This window comes from Corallococcus sp. AB049A, from assembly GCF_003668885.1.
Lineage (GTDB): Bacteria > Myxococcota > Myxococcia > Myxococcales > Myxococcaceae > Corallococcus > Corallococcus interemptor.
The window spans coordinates 1-13,906 of the sequence record NZ_RAWL01000225.1 but is presented as its reverse complement, the minus strand read 5'-3'; the positions used below and the strand labels follow the sequence as shown (position 1 = coordinate 13,906).

The window sequence follows — 13,906 nt, the reverse complement described above, 5'->3', positions numbered from 1 at the left end:
GGGGAAGTGCGCCGTGGGGGGCGCGCTCTTCTGCGCCACGGACGCGGGGCTGACGCGCGTGGAGCTCCGGCAGGGGCGCCTGGAAGCGGTGCGCGAGTTCCCGGACGCGGAGCCGTTCGTGGACGCGGGCCGGGGGCTCCTGCTGTCGCGCGAGGGATTGATGGTGGTGGGGGCCCAGGACCTCACCGTGCTGCGGATGAACTGAAACACAGACACAGGGGGCTGGACATGACGAAGGCGAATGCGAAGGAACTGCCGCTGCCCGGGTTCTACAATTCCAACCACGCGGCGGAGTACGGCTACGGCCCGAACGCCGGGAAGCTCCAGCGGGAGGCCGGCGCGTGGAAGGCGGCGCAGGGCGTGACGGCGGCGGCCACGGACCGCTTCAACCTGCACCTGCTGCTCATCGACGTGCAGAAGGACTTCTGCTTCCCGGACGGCTCGCTGTACGTGGCGGGGCGCAGCGGGCGGGGCGCCATCGACGACAACCGCCGCATCGCGGAGTTCATCTACCGGAACCTGGGCACGCTGACGAACGTCACCGCGACGCTGGACACGCACTTCGCCTACCAGATCTTCTTCCCGTCGTTCTGGGTGGACCAGGACGACCAGCCGCTCCAGCCGTACCGCGAGGTGACTCGCGAGCAGATTGAGCGCGGCCAGGCGCGGCCGAACCCCGCGGTGGCGAAGTGGCTGTGCGGCGGCAACTACCCGTGGCTGCTCAAGCAGGTGAAGTTCTACTGCGAGGAGTTGGAGCGCGCGGGGAAGTACACGCTCTACCTATGGCCGCCGCACTGCCTGCTGGGCAGCGACGGGCACGCGCTGTCGGGCGTGGTGCAGGAGGCTCGGCTGTTCCACTCGTACGCGCGCGGCGTGCAGTCGTGGGCGGAGGTGAAGGGCGGCAACCCGCTGACGGAGAACTACTCGGTGCTGCGGCCGGAGGTGCTGATGCGGCATGACGGCCAGCCGCTCGCGCAGCGCAACACGCAGTTCCTGAAGACGCTGCTCACGTCGGACGCGGTGGTGATTGGCGGGCAGGCAGCCAGCCACTGCGTGAAGAGCAGCATCGACGACCTGCTGGGGGAGATTGTCGCGCAGGACGCGGCGCTGGCCCGGAAGGTGTACCTGCTGACGGACTGCATGTCGTCGGTGACGGTGCCGGACGGCAAGGGCGGCTTCGCGGCGGACTTCACGCCGCAGGCGGACGCGGCGCTCAAGCGCTTCGCGGACGCGGGCATGCACCTGGTGAAGTCGACGGATCCGCTGGCGAGCTGGCCGGACCTGCGCCTGGCGTGAGCACTCACACGAAGGGAGACACGGACATGAGCAAGGCGAACGGGACGGGTGTCACGAAGCTCTTCGAGGACGCGCACGCGGAGGGCATCCTGAGCCCCGCGGGGTTGCAGACGCTCACGGTGGTGGACCTGGGGGCACAGATTCAGGCGGGCCTGGGCATCCACGTGGACGATGTGCAGGCGAGCGAGGTGGTGCTGGTGACGGTGATGCCGGATGACTCCGGGAGCATCGCGCACTCGGGACACACGAAGACGGTGTGTGACGGGCACAACCTGGTGCTGGACGCGCTGCTGGCGAGCCAGCAGAAGGACGGCGTCCTGTTCCACACGCGCTACCTGAACGGACACGTGCTCAACCCGTTCCGGCCGCTGGAGGACGTGGTGCGGATGCACTCCAAGAACTACTCGGCGGACCTGGGGACGCCGCTGTACGACCAGGCGGTGGTGCTGCTGGGCACGGTGCTGGCGAAGGCGCAGGAGTTCAGCGGCAACGGGGTGCCGGTGCGCACGGTGACGCTGCTGATTACGGACGGCGCGGACGCGGGCTCGCAGAAGGCGCGGGCGAAGGACGTGGCGGCGCTGGTGAAGGACCTGCACCGGGTGGAGAACCACATCGTCGCGGCGATGGGCATCGACGACGGGGTGACGGACTTCCGGCGCGTGTTCCAGGAGATGGGCATCTCGGACCGCTGGATTCTCACGCCGGGCCAGAGCGCTCAGGAGATCCGCGCCGCGTTCCAGGTGTTCAGCCAGTCCGCCGTGCGCGTGAGCCAGGGCGCGGCCAGCTTCAGCCGCACGGCGCTGGGCGGCTTCGGGGCCTAGCGGGTGGGCTCACGCCCGGAGGAAGTCTCCGAGCAGCTCGCGAACCTCTTCCGGCCGCTCCTCGGCCACCCAGTGGCCGGTGTCCTGGAGGATGTGGGGCTCGACCTGCGTCGCCACCGCGCGCGCCTGCGCGGCGAGCGGTTCGCCCAGGGACTTGTCACCGCCAATGACCATCACGGGCATGGGGAGCTTGTTGCGGGCCAGCTCCCGGAAGGCCTTCTTGTCCTGCTCGAACGCCTGGAAGTAACCCCACGTCGAATGGAGCCGGCCTGGCGCCGCGTAGGCCTCCGTGTACGCCCGCCGCTCCGCTTCGCCGACAGCGTCGGGATTGGCGGAGAGGTCGGTCCAGAAGTGGTCGAAGTAGACGCGCTCGCGCCCCTGCACCAGCTTCTCCGCGGTGGGGCCGTTGAAGGTGAAGTGCCACACGTCCCGGCTGCTCATGACCTGGTCGGACCAGGGCTCGATGCCGGGCAGGAACGCGTCCAGGAGGGCCAGGCGTTCGACCTCGTTGGGGAAGAGGGCGGCGTAGGCGTAGGCGACCATCAGGCCGATGTCGTGACCCACGACGGAGACCTTTTCGAAGCAGAGCCTCTTCACCAGTGCGCGCATGTCGCGCGCCATCGTCTCCTTGTCGTAGCCCCTGACGGGGGCGGCCGAGGCCCCCGCGCCTCGCAGGTCTGGGATGAGCACGGTGTGCTGCTTCGCGAGCTCCGGCGCGAGACGCCACCACATGAGGTGTGTCTGCGTGTAGCCGTGCAGCAGCAGGACGGGGCTGCCCTGGCCGCCAATGACGAAGTGGATCCGCGTGCCGTTGACGTCCTCGTCGCCTTCGCGGAAGCCCCTCGGGAAGAAGGGGCGGTCGGTGCTCGGCTGCTGGCGTGTCATGGGCGCCTCCTCGCGGGAGCAGGTTCACGCCTCAGGGTGTGCATGCCCTGCGTTCGTGAGGTGCCAGGTCAGGCGAGGAGTCCGGCGCTCGGGCTCTCAAGCGTCCTGGGGTGGATTGAGGCGCGACTGGATGAACTCCAGGTACTTCGCGTCGTCGCCTTCAAAGAGCTCTTCTCCGCCGCCCATGAAGGCACGGGCGAGCTCGTCGGCCGCGCGGGTTTCGTCTCCCAGTTCGAGGGCGGACTGGCCGAGGCGCAGGTGGATGAAGGGATTGCCCAGTCCTCCCGGCGAGTGGACGGCTTCGCGGAAGTGCTCGCGGCAGTCCTCGAAGCGTTCGAGCTGGAAGTACATGTCGCCGATGGCGGCGCGCACCCAGGTGTTCTGCTGATGGTCGCGGGTGGGTTCGGGGATCAGGGCGAGGGCGGCCTTGAAGTGTTTCAGGGCCTGCTCGAAGTCGCCATCGCCCGCCGCGGCGTCTCCCTGGGCGCAGAGGTCGGTGATGCGCTGGTGGGTTTCATCCGAGATCGACGTCATCGTTGCTCCAGGGACCAGGGGTCGGGGCAGTGTAGATGACCTGTCGTGGGGAGGAGACACCGTTTGGACATGAAACCGTGGGCACGGGCTGTCTGTTGGCCGCTGTTGCTGGTGTTCTGGATGGGCTGCGCCAGCGGGCCCACGGTGCGGCTGCGCACGGAGCAGGGGACTCGGACCCATGCGCCGGTCCGTGCTCGGGAGTTCGAGGACGCGCTGACGCGGCTGGTGCTGGAGGTGCCACTGACGGTGCGGGCACCGAGGGTGGTGCGCGCGGTCGCGAAGCAGGGGGCGGAGCTGGACCGGAGCCTCGGGTTCATGCTGCGCGACCGGTACGGACGGTGGTGCCGGGCGCATGAGGCTCCGGGGGATTGTCTGTCGTTGCTGGAGGATGGGGCGGGCTTCGGTGAGCTGGACCGGCTGACGCTCGCGGTGGGCATGTCGCTGGAGCCCCTGCGCGCGAGCATCGGGACCGCGTTGCAGGACACGTTGGACCCAGCGTTCTTCGTGTCCGTGGTCTCGGGAGCGATTGCGTCCTGGGTGGTGCTGGCGGCGGCACCGGAGCCGCTGTTCACCAAGGCCGCGGCGGTGATTGCCGCCGTGTTCCTGGCGTACGTGGGGGTGCAGTCGTTCCTCGCGGTGGTGCGCGCGTGCGGGGTGCTGAAGGACGCCACGGATCGGGCAACGACGTTCCAGGAGCTGGAGGAGGCGGCGGACGCGTTCGCGCAGGCCCTGGGGCCGGAGGTGGCGCGTGTCTTCGTGCTCGCGGTGACGATGCTGGTGAGTCACGGCGTGACAGCAGGACTGTCATCCGCGCTCGCGGTCATGCCGCGCTTCCCGGACACGATGAGCCTGAGCCCGGCGCAGGTGTTGGACGTGAGCGCGGTGGGGGTGGTGAGCGGAGTGGTGGAGGTGACGCTCGCGTCCACGGCGGTGACCATGGCCGTGATGGGACCACCGCCTCCGGGAGGGCCCGGCAAGTGGGTCCAGGTGAACGAGTCGATGTCCAGCCGGGCCCGCGACTATCAGGCCCAGGTGACGGGAGCACCGAAGGGCTCCGCGTACCGGGTCAAGCGGGGAGGCGAAGAGGCCGATTTCGACGGGTATGACCTGGATGAGAACGTGCTGCTGGAGGCCAAGGGACCTGGCTACGAGCAGTTCTTTGGTGCCGACCTGAAGGCGAAGAGGTTCTTCCAGGGCGCGAATGCCTTGGTTGAGCAGGCTCGGCGGCAAATCGCAGTGGCCGGAAGTGCACACGTTCGGTGGGTGGTCGCCGAGGCGAAATTCGCGGATGCATTGCGTGCGCTGTTCAACCGCCAGAACGTTAAGGTGGAAGTGCGCTTCCTCTCGCCTACTCAATGAGCACCGCCGACCGCATGACGGACAGTTACTACCTGGGGGCCTACTGGACGGCGAGGCACGAGTCCGACGAGTCCTGTGCCACTCGAGCGTCGAATCTGTTCGACGAGCTGGGCCGCGTTGAGCCTACGTGGCGTCAGTGGCACGAAACCGGGCGCACTTTCAAGCAAGCTCAGAAGCGTCGGATCCAGACCGATCAGGCTTCCTTCCTGGAGCTGTTCGCCAAGAAGAAGAACCGTATCGGTGACGGCTTCCAATATTGGTTCTGGGCAGGCCCGCATCCGGACGAAACAACCTCGGTCAATGGCTTCTGCGGTTCTGCGGATGCCGTGCCGACTTCGGTCTGTGTCATCGATCCTCCTTCTCAGGGGGAAGTCGCTGAACGCGTACTGACCGCACCCGTCATGCGCGAGGTGCTCCGTTCCGTGGTGCGCTGTTGGGCGCCGGCGTGGGGCGTTGTTGCATCCCAGGAGTATAGGGACCAGGCATCTGAGTCGGGGATGGCGGGCACCTTCGTGGGCTGGATGACCTACTTCTCCCGGCAGTGGGGGGCCGTTCCTCCACTGCCCTCCACTGTGCGCGTCGAGCCCGTGGAGGAGCTGGGCACCCTGGTCATCCTCACGGAGGAACGGTTCTCCGTGGCGAATCCGGAACATGTCCGGCTGGCCACGGAGGTGCACCAGGTTCTCGATGCCGCGGGGCTACTGCGCCCCTTGTGACAGGAACACCTCCGCGGCCCCGGGCTGTCCCCAGGTCTGTGCTTCCATCCGGTGGAACGCCGTGAGGGTCCTGGCCAGGCTGTCCACGCCTCCGAACTGGAAGCCCAGCTGCGTGCCGTAGCGGATGCAGCCCTCCACCTTCTTGGGCAGGTGCTCCGTGATGTCCACCGCCAGGGGCCGCAGGCCCTGGGGCACGGCCGCGTCTGGGTGGGCCTTCGGCTGGCGCACGGCGTAGGGCGTGTCCCGGTAGTAGAAGACCCGGTCCGCCGGGATGCCCAACCCCTTCACGGCTCGCACCACCTGCACGTGGTCCACGTGGCTTCCCAGGGCCTGCGGCACGAAGACCCGGTCCGGCTTCAGGTCCCACAACACCGGCTTCAGACACGCCGCCACCTTCGCTTCGATGACGTCGTCCGCTCGCGGCGGCTGGAACAGCGCCTCCGGGCTCGCGTAGCCCCGGTGCGGCGCTTCCTCCAGGTCTCCCCAGCGCACCTGGTCCACCCCCATGCACGCCGCGAAGTCCCGGTCCTCCTTCCGCCGCAGGGCCATGTAGTCCACGTCCGGCCCCAGCCCCTTCGAGGTCTGGCATTGCAGCGCGAAGCCCGTCGGCTGCCGCACCGACCGCGTGAAGACGGTGATGAGCCCCACCGTCCACCCCTTCGCCTTCAACACCGCCAACGTGCCGCCACACGAAAACGCCACGTCGTCCAGGTGCGGCGACACGAACAGGGCCGTGCTCATAACAGGTGCGGCTCCGCCCGGAACCGGCAGGTGTGGTCCGCGCGCTCCTCCGTCATCGCCGGGTCGTACAGGTCCGTCCACCGCGTGTCCGGCCGCGTGCCCGTCAGCTCCTTGTACACACCCTGGATCCGCCGCCCCACCGACCGCCACGAGTACAGCTCCCGCACCTCGCGCAGCGCCGTGGCCGCCAGCCGCTGACGCAGCGGCGCGTCGTCCATCAACCGGCCCATGGCCCTGGCCAGCGCGGCGCTGTCCTTGGGCGGCACCAGCAGCCCGTCTCGCCCGTCCTCCAGGCAGTCCACCACCCCCACCGCCATCGTCGACACGATGGGCAGCCCGGACGCCATCGCCTCCAGCAGCGTGTTGGAGAACCCCTCGGAGTACGTGGGCGACACGAACAGGTCCCCGCTCCGGTACAGCTCCGGCGCCTCCGCGTAGGTGGAGGCCCCCGTCAGCTCCACCACGCGCTGGAGCCCCTCGGCCTCAACCCTCGCGCGCACCGCATCGGCATCAGGCCCAATCCCAGACACGCGCAGCTTGAACCGCCGCCCGTCGGCCACCAGCAGCTGGACCGCGTCCAGCAGCTCCATCACGCCTTTCCGGGCGTCCACCCGGCCGTGGTACAGCCACACCGGCACCCTTCGCAGCCGTCCCAGCGCGGATTCATCCCGGGGATGGAAGCGCTGCGTGTCCGTGGCGCCAGGGACGATGGTGAAGCGCTCCATCGGAGTCCCGTGGTGCTCGCTCACCTCCTGCGCGAAGGTCCTGCTGCCAATCAGCAGCGCCCCCGCGTGGCCCAGCACCGCGAGCATCGCCTGCTTGTGCGTCCCGCAGCACGTCCCCACCCAGTGCCCGTCCCCTCCCTGGATGGAGACGACGTTGGGCAGGCCCAGCCGCCTCGCCGCCTCCAGCGCCGCCAGGCCGCAAGGGTAGCCGTACTGCGCATGGATGAGGTCGAACGGGTGGCGCCGGTGCTCGCGGACCACCGTGTCCACCATCACCTCCAGGTCCTCCTCGAAGCTCGCCGGCTGGCCCTGGTTGATGCGCTGCTCGCCCACCGATTCGCAGCCCAGCACGTGCGCGCCGGGAATCCCTGGCGGCGGCCCGCCCCCGTACACCGCCATGCCCGCGGGGTCGTTGCGGTACTGGCTCACCATCGTCACGTCGTGCCCGCTGGCCACCAGCTCCCGCACCAGGTTCAGCGCATAGACGCTCATCCCGGAGATGGCCGGGAAGAAGCGCCGGGAGATGAAGCAGATCCGCAGTCCATTCACCCTGTTCACGCCGCCACCTCCGCGTCCGTCGGCAGTCGCTTCCTCAGCCACTCCAGCGCCCGGGGCACCAGCTCGTGCGCCCGGTGCGCGTCGCGCGACAGCTCCACGCACACCAGCTGCTCCCAGCCCGCGCGCGTCAGCTCGCGCAGGACCGACGGCACGTCCACGTCCCCTTCGCCAAAGGGCAGGTGCTCATGCACGCCGCGCTTCATGTCCTCCAGCGCCACCGTGCCCAGCACCGGCGCGAACTCGCGCACGGCTTGCGCGGGCGTCCGCTCCTGCGTCACCAGCAGGTGCCCCACGTCCAATGCCAGACGCACGCCGGGCACCCGGGCCTGAAGCTGGCGCCAGGCGTCCACCGTCTCCACCAGCATCCCGGGCTCCGGCTCCACCGCCAGCACCACGCCTCGCGCCGCCGCGTAGTCCGCCAGCCGCTTCACGCCGTCCACCAGCCACGGCCACGCGGCGGCTTCCGTCACGCCCGCGCGGGGGACACCGGCCCAGAAGGACACCGCCTCCCCCCGGCACGTCGCGCACACGTCCACCGCGCGCTTCAGGAACTCCAGCCGCCGTGCGCGGCCCTCCGCCTCCGGGCTGATGAGCGTGGGCTCGTGCTTCCTGCGGGGGTCCAGGAGGAAGCGCGCCCCCGTCTCCACCACCAGCCCCAGGCCCAGCCGCTCCAGCCGGGTGGCCAGCTGCTCCGTGCGCGTCTCGAGGTCCGGCGCGAACGGGTCGAAGTGGTGGTGGTCCAACGTCAGCGCCACGCCGTCGTAGCCGCTGTCCGCGATGAGGCCCAGCGCGTCCTCGAAGCGGTGGTTGGAGACGCCGTTGGTGTTGTACGCGAAGCGCAGGGCCATGGCTCACTGCCCCCCGAAGCGGCGGCTCGCGAGCACCGCCGGCACCGCGTGACGGTCCGGCTCCCGGTAGAGCGCGTACAGCCGCCCCACGCGCGCCTCCGCCAGCCGCACGTTGAACCAGACCGGTCCGCCCAGCCGCTCCTCGGCCTCCGGCGTCAGGCGCACCGGCTGCGCTCCCGGCGGCGGCGCTCCCAGGCCCACCAGCGGGTCCCGGCGCTCCAGGAGGCGCGCCGCGTTGCGCTCGCCCAGGCGGTAGTACGTCAGGGTCTCCACCTCCAGGCCCGGCACCAGCGCCTTCACCACGTGCACCTGGCGGCCCGGCGGCGACAGGTCCGCGACCAGGATGTCGAAGCCCGCCGCGTGCAGCTGCCGCACCACGTGGTCGCACCGCAGCGACGGGTCCTCCGCCGGAGGGGAGCGGGGCAGGTCCTCGAAGCGCACCTTCTGGCGGACCATCAGCGTGCACGCCGTCAGCTCGCGCAGCGACGCGGCCGGCATGCGCGCCCACTCCACCATCGCGTTGAGCGCGCGCGGCTCCTCCGCGCCAAGGTCCACCAGCGGCACGAAGCGCTCCATGTATTCCGGCGTCGCGACCCGGGCCACCTGGCTCAGCGGCCCGTGCATGAACGCCTTGCGCGCTCGCGAGCAGGCGTACTCCAGCAGCGCCTTGCGCAGCGCCCGGTCGCGGTCCGGATCCGCCGCCTCGCCGCACGCCGTCACCATCAGCGGCTGGTCCCCCACGGACAGGTCGCGGCCCACGACGTAGAGGTTCACCATGCCGAAGTCCGTGCTGGCCAGCTTCGCCATCACCTCCACGCCCGCGCGGCGGTAGCGCTCCAAAAGCTCGCGCACGTCCGGCGCCAGGTCCGCGCCCTCCAGGTCCAGCATCACGCCCTGGTCCATGGCGCGGTACATCAGCCCGTTGCCGTCGCGCTGGATCAGCTCCAGCAGGCCGTGCGCCAGCGCCTGCGGCCGCGTCAGCCCCGCGCCCTGTCCGTTGGTGATGGGCGTGATGAGCGGAGAGCGGCCCTGCAGCTGACCGGGGTGGATGGCGACGTACTCCTCCGGCACCAGCACCCGCTCGCCGGTGGACAGCCGCTGCACCTCCACCCAGATGAGGGGCATGTCCGGCGTGTACGGACTGCCCGCGGGCAGCCCCAGCGTGAGCGGATCCGCCACCGCCGTGGGGCCCCGGGCGCGCACCAGCGCCGCGTAGCTGCCGTGCACGCGCGGCATGCGGTGCATCGCGAGCTCACAGAAGGTCTCCTCCACCAGCTCGCCCAGCGCGCCCACCCGCGCCTCTTCGTCCGTGCGGCCATAGCCGTTGCCGTGCAGCGCCTCGCCCGGCTTGTCCCCCAGGCGCAGGCTGGCGGAGGCGACCGGAATCCCCAGCCGGTCGATGGGGTCGATGCGGAAACTCTGCAGGGCGCCGGTGGACACGGCGCGGTGATAGGCGTCCAGGGCTTGGGCAATGCTCATGACAGTTCCTCCAATGGCAGGGGACGGGTGTGCGGCATGCCCGCGAGCAGCCGGTCGAACAGCGCCAGCGCGTGCTTGCGGGTGACGCCGCGCGCGAACTCGAACGAGGTGAAGACGTTCTCGAACGGCAGCTGCTTGAGCACGGCGCGGTAGCGGCGCAGCTCGTCGTGGCTCAGCGGAATCGCGTAGTGGAAGCCCTTGTGGCACGACAGGGCCGTGGGCCGGCCTTGCGCGTCCAGGTCCACCTTCAGCGCGTCTCCGCAGAACAGGGAGCGGCTGCGCGCGTCGTACAGCACCATCTGGCCCTCGTAGTGGCCGCCCACGCAGTGCAGGGTCAGGCCCGTCGCCAGCTCCTGCTCGTCATCCACCGGCCAGCGCACCTGGAAGGCCTTGCTGTAGGGCACCGCGTCCCGGTGCAGCACCAGCAGCGGGTCGAAGCGCTCCTGCAACTGCCACAGCGCCCCGAAGCCGTGCGGATGCGACGCGGACAGCATGTGGAGGCCGCCCATCACCTCCATGAACTCCAGCGCGGGCCGCGAGTACCAGGGCGCTCCCTCGAAGCCCACGTTGCCTTCGGGCCTGCGCAGGAACCAACCCGTGGAGCCCAGGCCGAAGGGCGGCGTGCAGCTGAAGCTCCAGATGCCGGGCAGCACCTCCTCCCAGCGCGTGGCGAGCCGCTCCGACAGCTGGCCCGCCGTCTGGAAATCCCAGCCGTCGCTCGGCAGCGCGTTGCGCACGTCCATGCAGGTGGGACAGCTGATGGGCTTCTCACGCGGGAAGCCCGGCTGCCACGTGCCGCAGTGGGAGCAGGCGTAGCGGGTCAGTGGCATGGCGGAAACGCCTTTCCCGCCCACGTGGCCTGCGTGAGCAGCCCCACGAGCCGCACGTCGCGCTCCGGGGCGAAGGGCTGCGGACGTCCCTCCAGCACGCACGCGGAGAAGGCCTCCACCTGGTGCAGGAAGGGGCTCTTGTCCTCCTCCGGCGACAGCGGGATGAACGTCTCCTCGCCCGTCTTCGCGTCGGTGAGGGACAGGGCCCCGCCGGGCGTCTGGCCCAGGGTCTTGTACGCGAGCGCGCGCGCCTTCGTGCCGATGAGCTCCAGCGTGCGCCGGGGGTACGCGTCCGGGCAGTTGTAGGCCACCTGCAACACGCCCAGCGTGCCGCTCCGGAACTGGCCCATCAGCACCGCGCCGTCGTCCACGGCGTAGGGGTGCACGCGCCGCTGGGTCATCGCGGTGAGCGACATCCACTCGTCGCCCAGCAGGACCTCCAGCAGGTCCAGGCCGTGCGGGGCCAGGTCGATCATCGCGCCGCCGCCGGCCTGCTCCGGGTCGATGCGCCAGTTGTCCGGCGCCCAGTCCGGGGGCAGCCAGCAGGCGTAGTGGATGCGCGCCTGGGTGATGGTGCCCAGCGCGCCCTCCTTCACCAGCGTGCGCAGCTGGCGGTGCGCCGCATGATGGCGCTGGTCGAACGCGGTGGCGTAGTGCACGCCCGCGCGCTGGCAGGCGGACACCATGCGCAGGCCGTCCCGTGGCGTGACGGCCATGGGCTTCTCACACAGCACGTGCTTTCCCGCCGCCGCGCACGCCTCCGTCATCGCCGCGTGCAGGTGGTTGGGCGTGGCGATGTAGACGGCCTGCACGTCCCTGTCCGCCAGCACCGCGCCCAAGGCGGTGTGGCGGCTCACGTCGTCCGCCCGGATGCGCATCAGCGCCTCCGCGTTCGCGTCGCACAGGGCCACCAGCCGCGCGTTGCTCGCGCCCTGGAGCGCGGGGATGACGTAGTCCCGCGCCACCCAGCCACAGCCCACCACCGCCCAGCCCAGCTTCCGGGTCTTCGGCTTCGCTTCGAACATGGTCACCGCCTCCGGCTCATGGCCACACCGCCGCTTCGCGCAGCACGTCGTTGCCGAACGTCTGGAGCGGGCCGGGGTGGATCAACTCCAGGTCCTCCATCGCCTGGCGCAGGGTGAAGCCCGCCGCGCGCGCGTGGGCCTCCAGCTCCAGCACCCGGTCCAGCGCGTCCGCGGCGTTGAAGGCGCGCGCCTCCGCCGAGTCCACGTTGCCCGTGAGCGCCAGCGCCTTGCGCACGACGCCGGCCAGCCGCTCCGGCAGCGAGGCCAGGGCCTTCTCCGTGAGGCGCCGCATGACGGGCTCCAGCAGGTCGCCCAGCAGCGCCTCGCCGCCATAGCCCGCGTCCGGCAGCGTCGCGTTGAAGAGGTGATGTGACAGCCCCGCCACGAAGGGCAGGGCCGGGGACGCGCCGAAGCGCGGCGCGACGAGCACCGCGGCCACCGCCACCGCGTAGCAGTGGTCCGCGTGGCCCTCCTGCGGCGAGACGAGGATGCGCGCCCGGCCGGGGAACGTGGCCCCGGCGCGGGGCTGGCGCACCAGCCGCTCCACGAACGGGGGCGGCGGCAGGTGACGCGCCTCCTGCGCTGTCTGCGCGAGCGCCACGGACAGCCGCTCGCGCAGGCCCGGGTCCAGGGGCGCGGCCACCGCGTCCAGGCCCCGGTGCAGCACCCGCGTGGCCTCCAGCGGGGACAGCCCCGCCCGCTGGAGGACGTCCAGGTCCAGGCCGCCCAGCCGCACCGCCGCCAGCGCGCGCGCCGTCTCCTGCAGCGCCACGCTGAGTGGATCCATGCCGGAGGCCAGCGCGGCCCACGCGCGGCGGAAGCCATGCGCCGCCAGCCCCTCCGGATGGTCCGGAGTGCGGATGCGCTTGAGGTCCATCAGTTCGGACAGGAGCGGGCGGAGCTCCGCCAGACGGCCCGGGGCCGCCGTGTCACGCGCGGGTGCGTTCATGGTGTCTTCAGCCCCGGAGGCGCCGCGGGGTTTGCTCGACCTGTGGCACGCGTCCCTTGGACAGCCACGCCATCAGGCGGCGCTGCTGCTCCGGCATGGCGTGCTCCACGGGCTGGCCGTCCGGGGACATGGGCGCCTTGAAGAAGCAGCCCAGCGCGTCGATGACGCCGGCCTCTCCCCGGCGCTTCGCCAGGTCCAGCGTGCGCGCCAGCTCCACGACGAGCGGCGCGGCGAGGATGGAGTCCTTGCAGAGGAAGTTGAGCTTCAGCTGCATGGGCTGCCCCAGGAAGCCCGTCACGTCGATGTTGTCCCAGGCCTCCTTGTTGTCCCCGCGCGGGCGGTAGTACTGGATGGAGACGACGTGGTCCTGGACCTTGTAGCCAAGGATGCTGTCCAGCGCGGCGCCCTTGGTGTCGAGCTTGTTCTGCTTCGACGCCGGGTCGTCGAGGGCCTCACCGTCGCGGTTGCCCAGGATGTTGGTGGAGTACCAGCCGTCCACGTGCAGCGCGCGGTCGCGCAGCGCGGGCGCGAGCACCGTCTTGAGCAGCGTCTGGCCCGTCTTGCCGTCCTTGCCCGCGATGGGCGCGCCGGTGCGCTGCGCCAGCATCAGCAGCGCGGGCACGTCCGCGGCGACGCTGGGCGTGAAGTTGGCGAACGGGATGCCGTCCACGATGGCCGCGTACGCGTAGAGCATCGCGGGGCCGATGTCCGGGTCGTTCGCGTCCAGGGCCTTCTCGAAGGCCTCCGGTGTGGCGAACTCCGGACGGGTGAGGTCCACGGCCTTCTCCGTGGAGGCCAGGTTCACCACCACCACGCGCTCCAGCTTCTCCTGCTCCTTGAAGCGCTTCAGGTCCTCGCGGAGGGCCTGCACCTGTTCGCGCAAGCCGCGCGCCTTCTTCGTCGCGGTGCCGACGACGTTCTTGCAGAAGCTGGCGTTGGAGGCCGCGGGCCAGGGCCGCATGCGGCCCAGCGTGGAGGCCACCGCCTCCAGCTGCGCCTCCGTCAGCACGGCGTGGTTGCGCGCCGCGCGCGCCAGGTCGTCCTCGAACAGGTCCCAGCCGCCGAACGTCAGCGCGCCGTACTCCACCAGCCCCATGCCCCTGGCATCCGCCAGCGGCAGGCCCCGAGTGTCCACCCGCC

Annotated in this window: 14 protein-coding genes and 1 pseudogene; 5 read left to right on the top strand and 10 right to left on the bottom strand. The window is 70.7% G+C overall.

All coding sequences use genetic code 11. The annotated features are described in order from the left end of the window. From D7X55_RS23190 to D7X55_RS23180, 3 genes and pseudogenes are all read left to right on the top strand, one after another. Window positions 1–205: pseudogene (locus D7X55_RS23190) on the top strand (hypothetical protein); the annotation flags it as partial. A 23-nt stretch (window positions 206–228) separates the two neighbouring features. Then, entirely contained in the window at window positions 229–1,296 is a 1,068-nt protein-coding gene (locus D7X55_RS23185; RefSeq protein WP_120549712.1) for a nicotinamidase, read from the top strand. A 26-nt stretch (window positions 1,297–1,322) separates the two neighbouring features. Then, the gene (locus D7X55_RS23180) at window positions 1,323–2,117 is read left to right on the top strand and encodes a hypothetical protein (protein ID WP_120549713.1); all 795 of its coding nucleotides are present in this window, start codon (window positions 1,323–1,325) and stop codon (window positions 2,115–2,117) included. Between the two features lie 9 nt (window positions 2,118–2,126). Here D7X55_RS23180 and D7X55_RS23175 read toward each other — a convergent pair whose 3' ends face one another. Both D7X55_RS23175 and D7X55_RS23170 read right to left on the bottom strand, forming a co-directional pair. Then, window positions 2,127–3,002 (bottom strand): alpha/beta fold hydrolase, encoded by an 876-nt coding sequence (locus tag D7X55_RS23175; RefSeq protein ID WP_120549714.1) that lies wholly within the window; start codon window positions 3,000–3,002, stop codon window positions 2,127–2,129. A 96-nt stretch (window positions 3,003–3,098) separates the two neighbouring features. Beyond that, the gene (locus D7X55_RS23170) at window positions 3,099–3,536 is read right to left on the bottom strand and encodes a M48 family metallopeptidase (RefSeq protein ID WP_121724211.1); all 438 of its coding nucleotides are present in this window, start codon (window positions 3,534–3,536) and stop codon (window positions 3,099–3,101) included. Window positions 3,537–3,605: 69 nt separating this feature from the next. Between D7X55_RS23170 and D7X55_RS23165 the strand changes: the two genes are divergently transcribed. After that, the gene (locus D7X55_RS23165; RefSeq protein WP_121724214.1) at window positions 3,606–4,895 is read left to right on the top strand and encodes a Tox-REase-5 domain-containing protein; all 1,290 of its coding nucleotides are present in this window, start codon (window positions 3,606–3,608) and stop codon (window positions 4,893–4,895) included. Beyond that, the gene (locus D7X55_RS23160) at window positions 4,892–5,611 is read left to right on the top strand and encodes an immunity 52 family protein (protein ID WP_199747094.1); all 720 of its coding nucleotides are present in this window, start codon (window positions 4,892–4,894) and stop codon (window positions 5,609–5,611) included. Before D7X55_RS23165 ends, D7X55_RS23160 begins: the two co-directional genes overlap by 4 nt. Here the strand turns inward: D7X55_RS23160 and D7X55_RS23155 are convergent. From D7X55_RS23155 to D7X55_RS23120, 8 genes are all read right to left on the bottom strand, one after another. Then, entirely contained in the window at window positions 5,594–6,352 is a 759-nt protein-coding gene (locus D7X55_RS23155) for a PIG-L deacetylase family protein (RefSeq protein WP_121724210.1), read from the bottom strand. The genes D7X55_RS23160 and D7X55_RS23155 overlap by 18 nt on opposite strands. Further along, window positions 6,349–7,635: a glycosyltransferase family 4 protein gene (locus D7X55_RS23150; protein ID WP_199747092.1), complete on the bottom strand. Its 1,287-nt coding sequence runs from the start codon at window positions 7,633–7,635 to the stop codon at window positions 6,349–6,351. Before D7X55_RS23150 ends, D7X55_RS23155 begins: the two co-directional genes overlap by 4 nt. Next, complete coding sequence (locus D7X55_RS23145) at window positions 7,632–8,483, bottom strand: sugar phosphate isomerase/epimerase (RefSeq protein WP_121724209.1); 852 nt, start codon at window positions 8,481–8,483, stop codon at window positions 7,632–7,634. The genes D7X55_RS23150 and D7X55_RS23145 overlap by 4 nt, the downstream gene beginning before the upstream one ends. 3 nt (window positions 8,484–8,486) lie before the next feature. Continuing rightward, window positions 8,487–9,962 (bottom strand): YcaO-like family protein, encoded by a 1,476-nt coding sequence (locus tag D7X55_RS23140; RefSeq protein WP_120549718.1) that lies wholly within the window; start codon window positions 9,960–9,962, stop codon window positions 8,487–8,489. Beyond that, entirely contained in the window at window positions 9,959–10,792 is an 834-nt protein-coding gene (locus tag D7X55_RS23135; RefSeq protein WP_120549719.1) for a hypothetical protein, read from the bottom strand. The genes D7X55_RS23140 and D7X55_RS23135 overlap by 4 nt, the downstream gene beginning before the upstream one ends. Continuing rightward, the gene (locus D7X55_RS23130) at window positions 10,783–11,817 is read right to left on the bottom strand and encodes a Gfo/Idh/MocA family protein (RefSeq protein WP_121724208.1); all 1,035 of its coding nucleotides are present in this window, start codon (window positions 11,815–11,817) and stop codon (window positions 10,783–10,785) included. The genes D7X55_RS23135 and D7X55_RS23130 overlap by 10 nt, the downstream gene beginning before the upstream one ends. A gap of 16 nt (window positions 11,818–11,833) precedes the next feature. Further along, window positions 11,834–12,766, bottom strand: coding sequence for a hypothetical protein (locus D7X55_RS23125; RefSeq protein ID WP_121724207.1), 933 nt, complete (start codon window positions 12,764–12,766; stop codon window positions 11,834–11,836). A gap of 7 nt (window positions 12,767–12,773) precedes the next feature. Further along, window positions 12,774–13,906, bottom strand: a 1,133-nt coding sequence (locus D7X55_RS23120) for an inositol-3-phosphate synthase (protein ID WP_121724206.1), incomplete at its 5' end; no start/stop codon positions are given.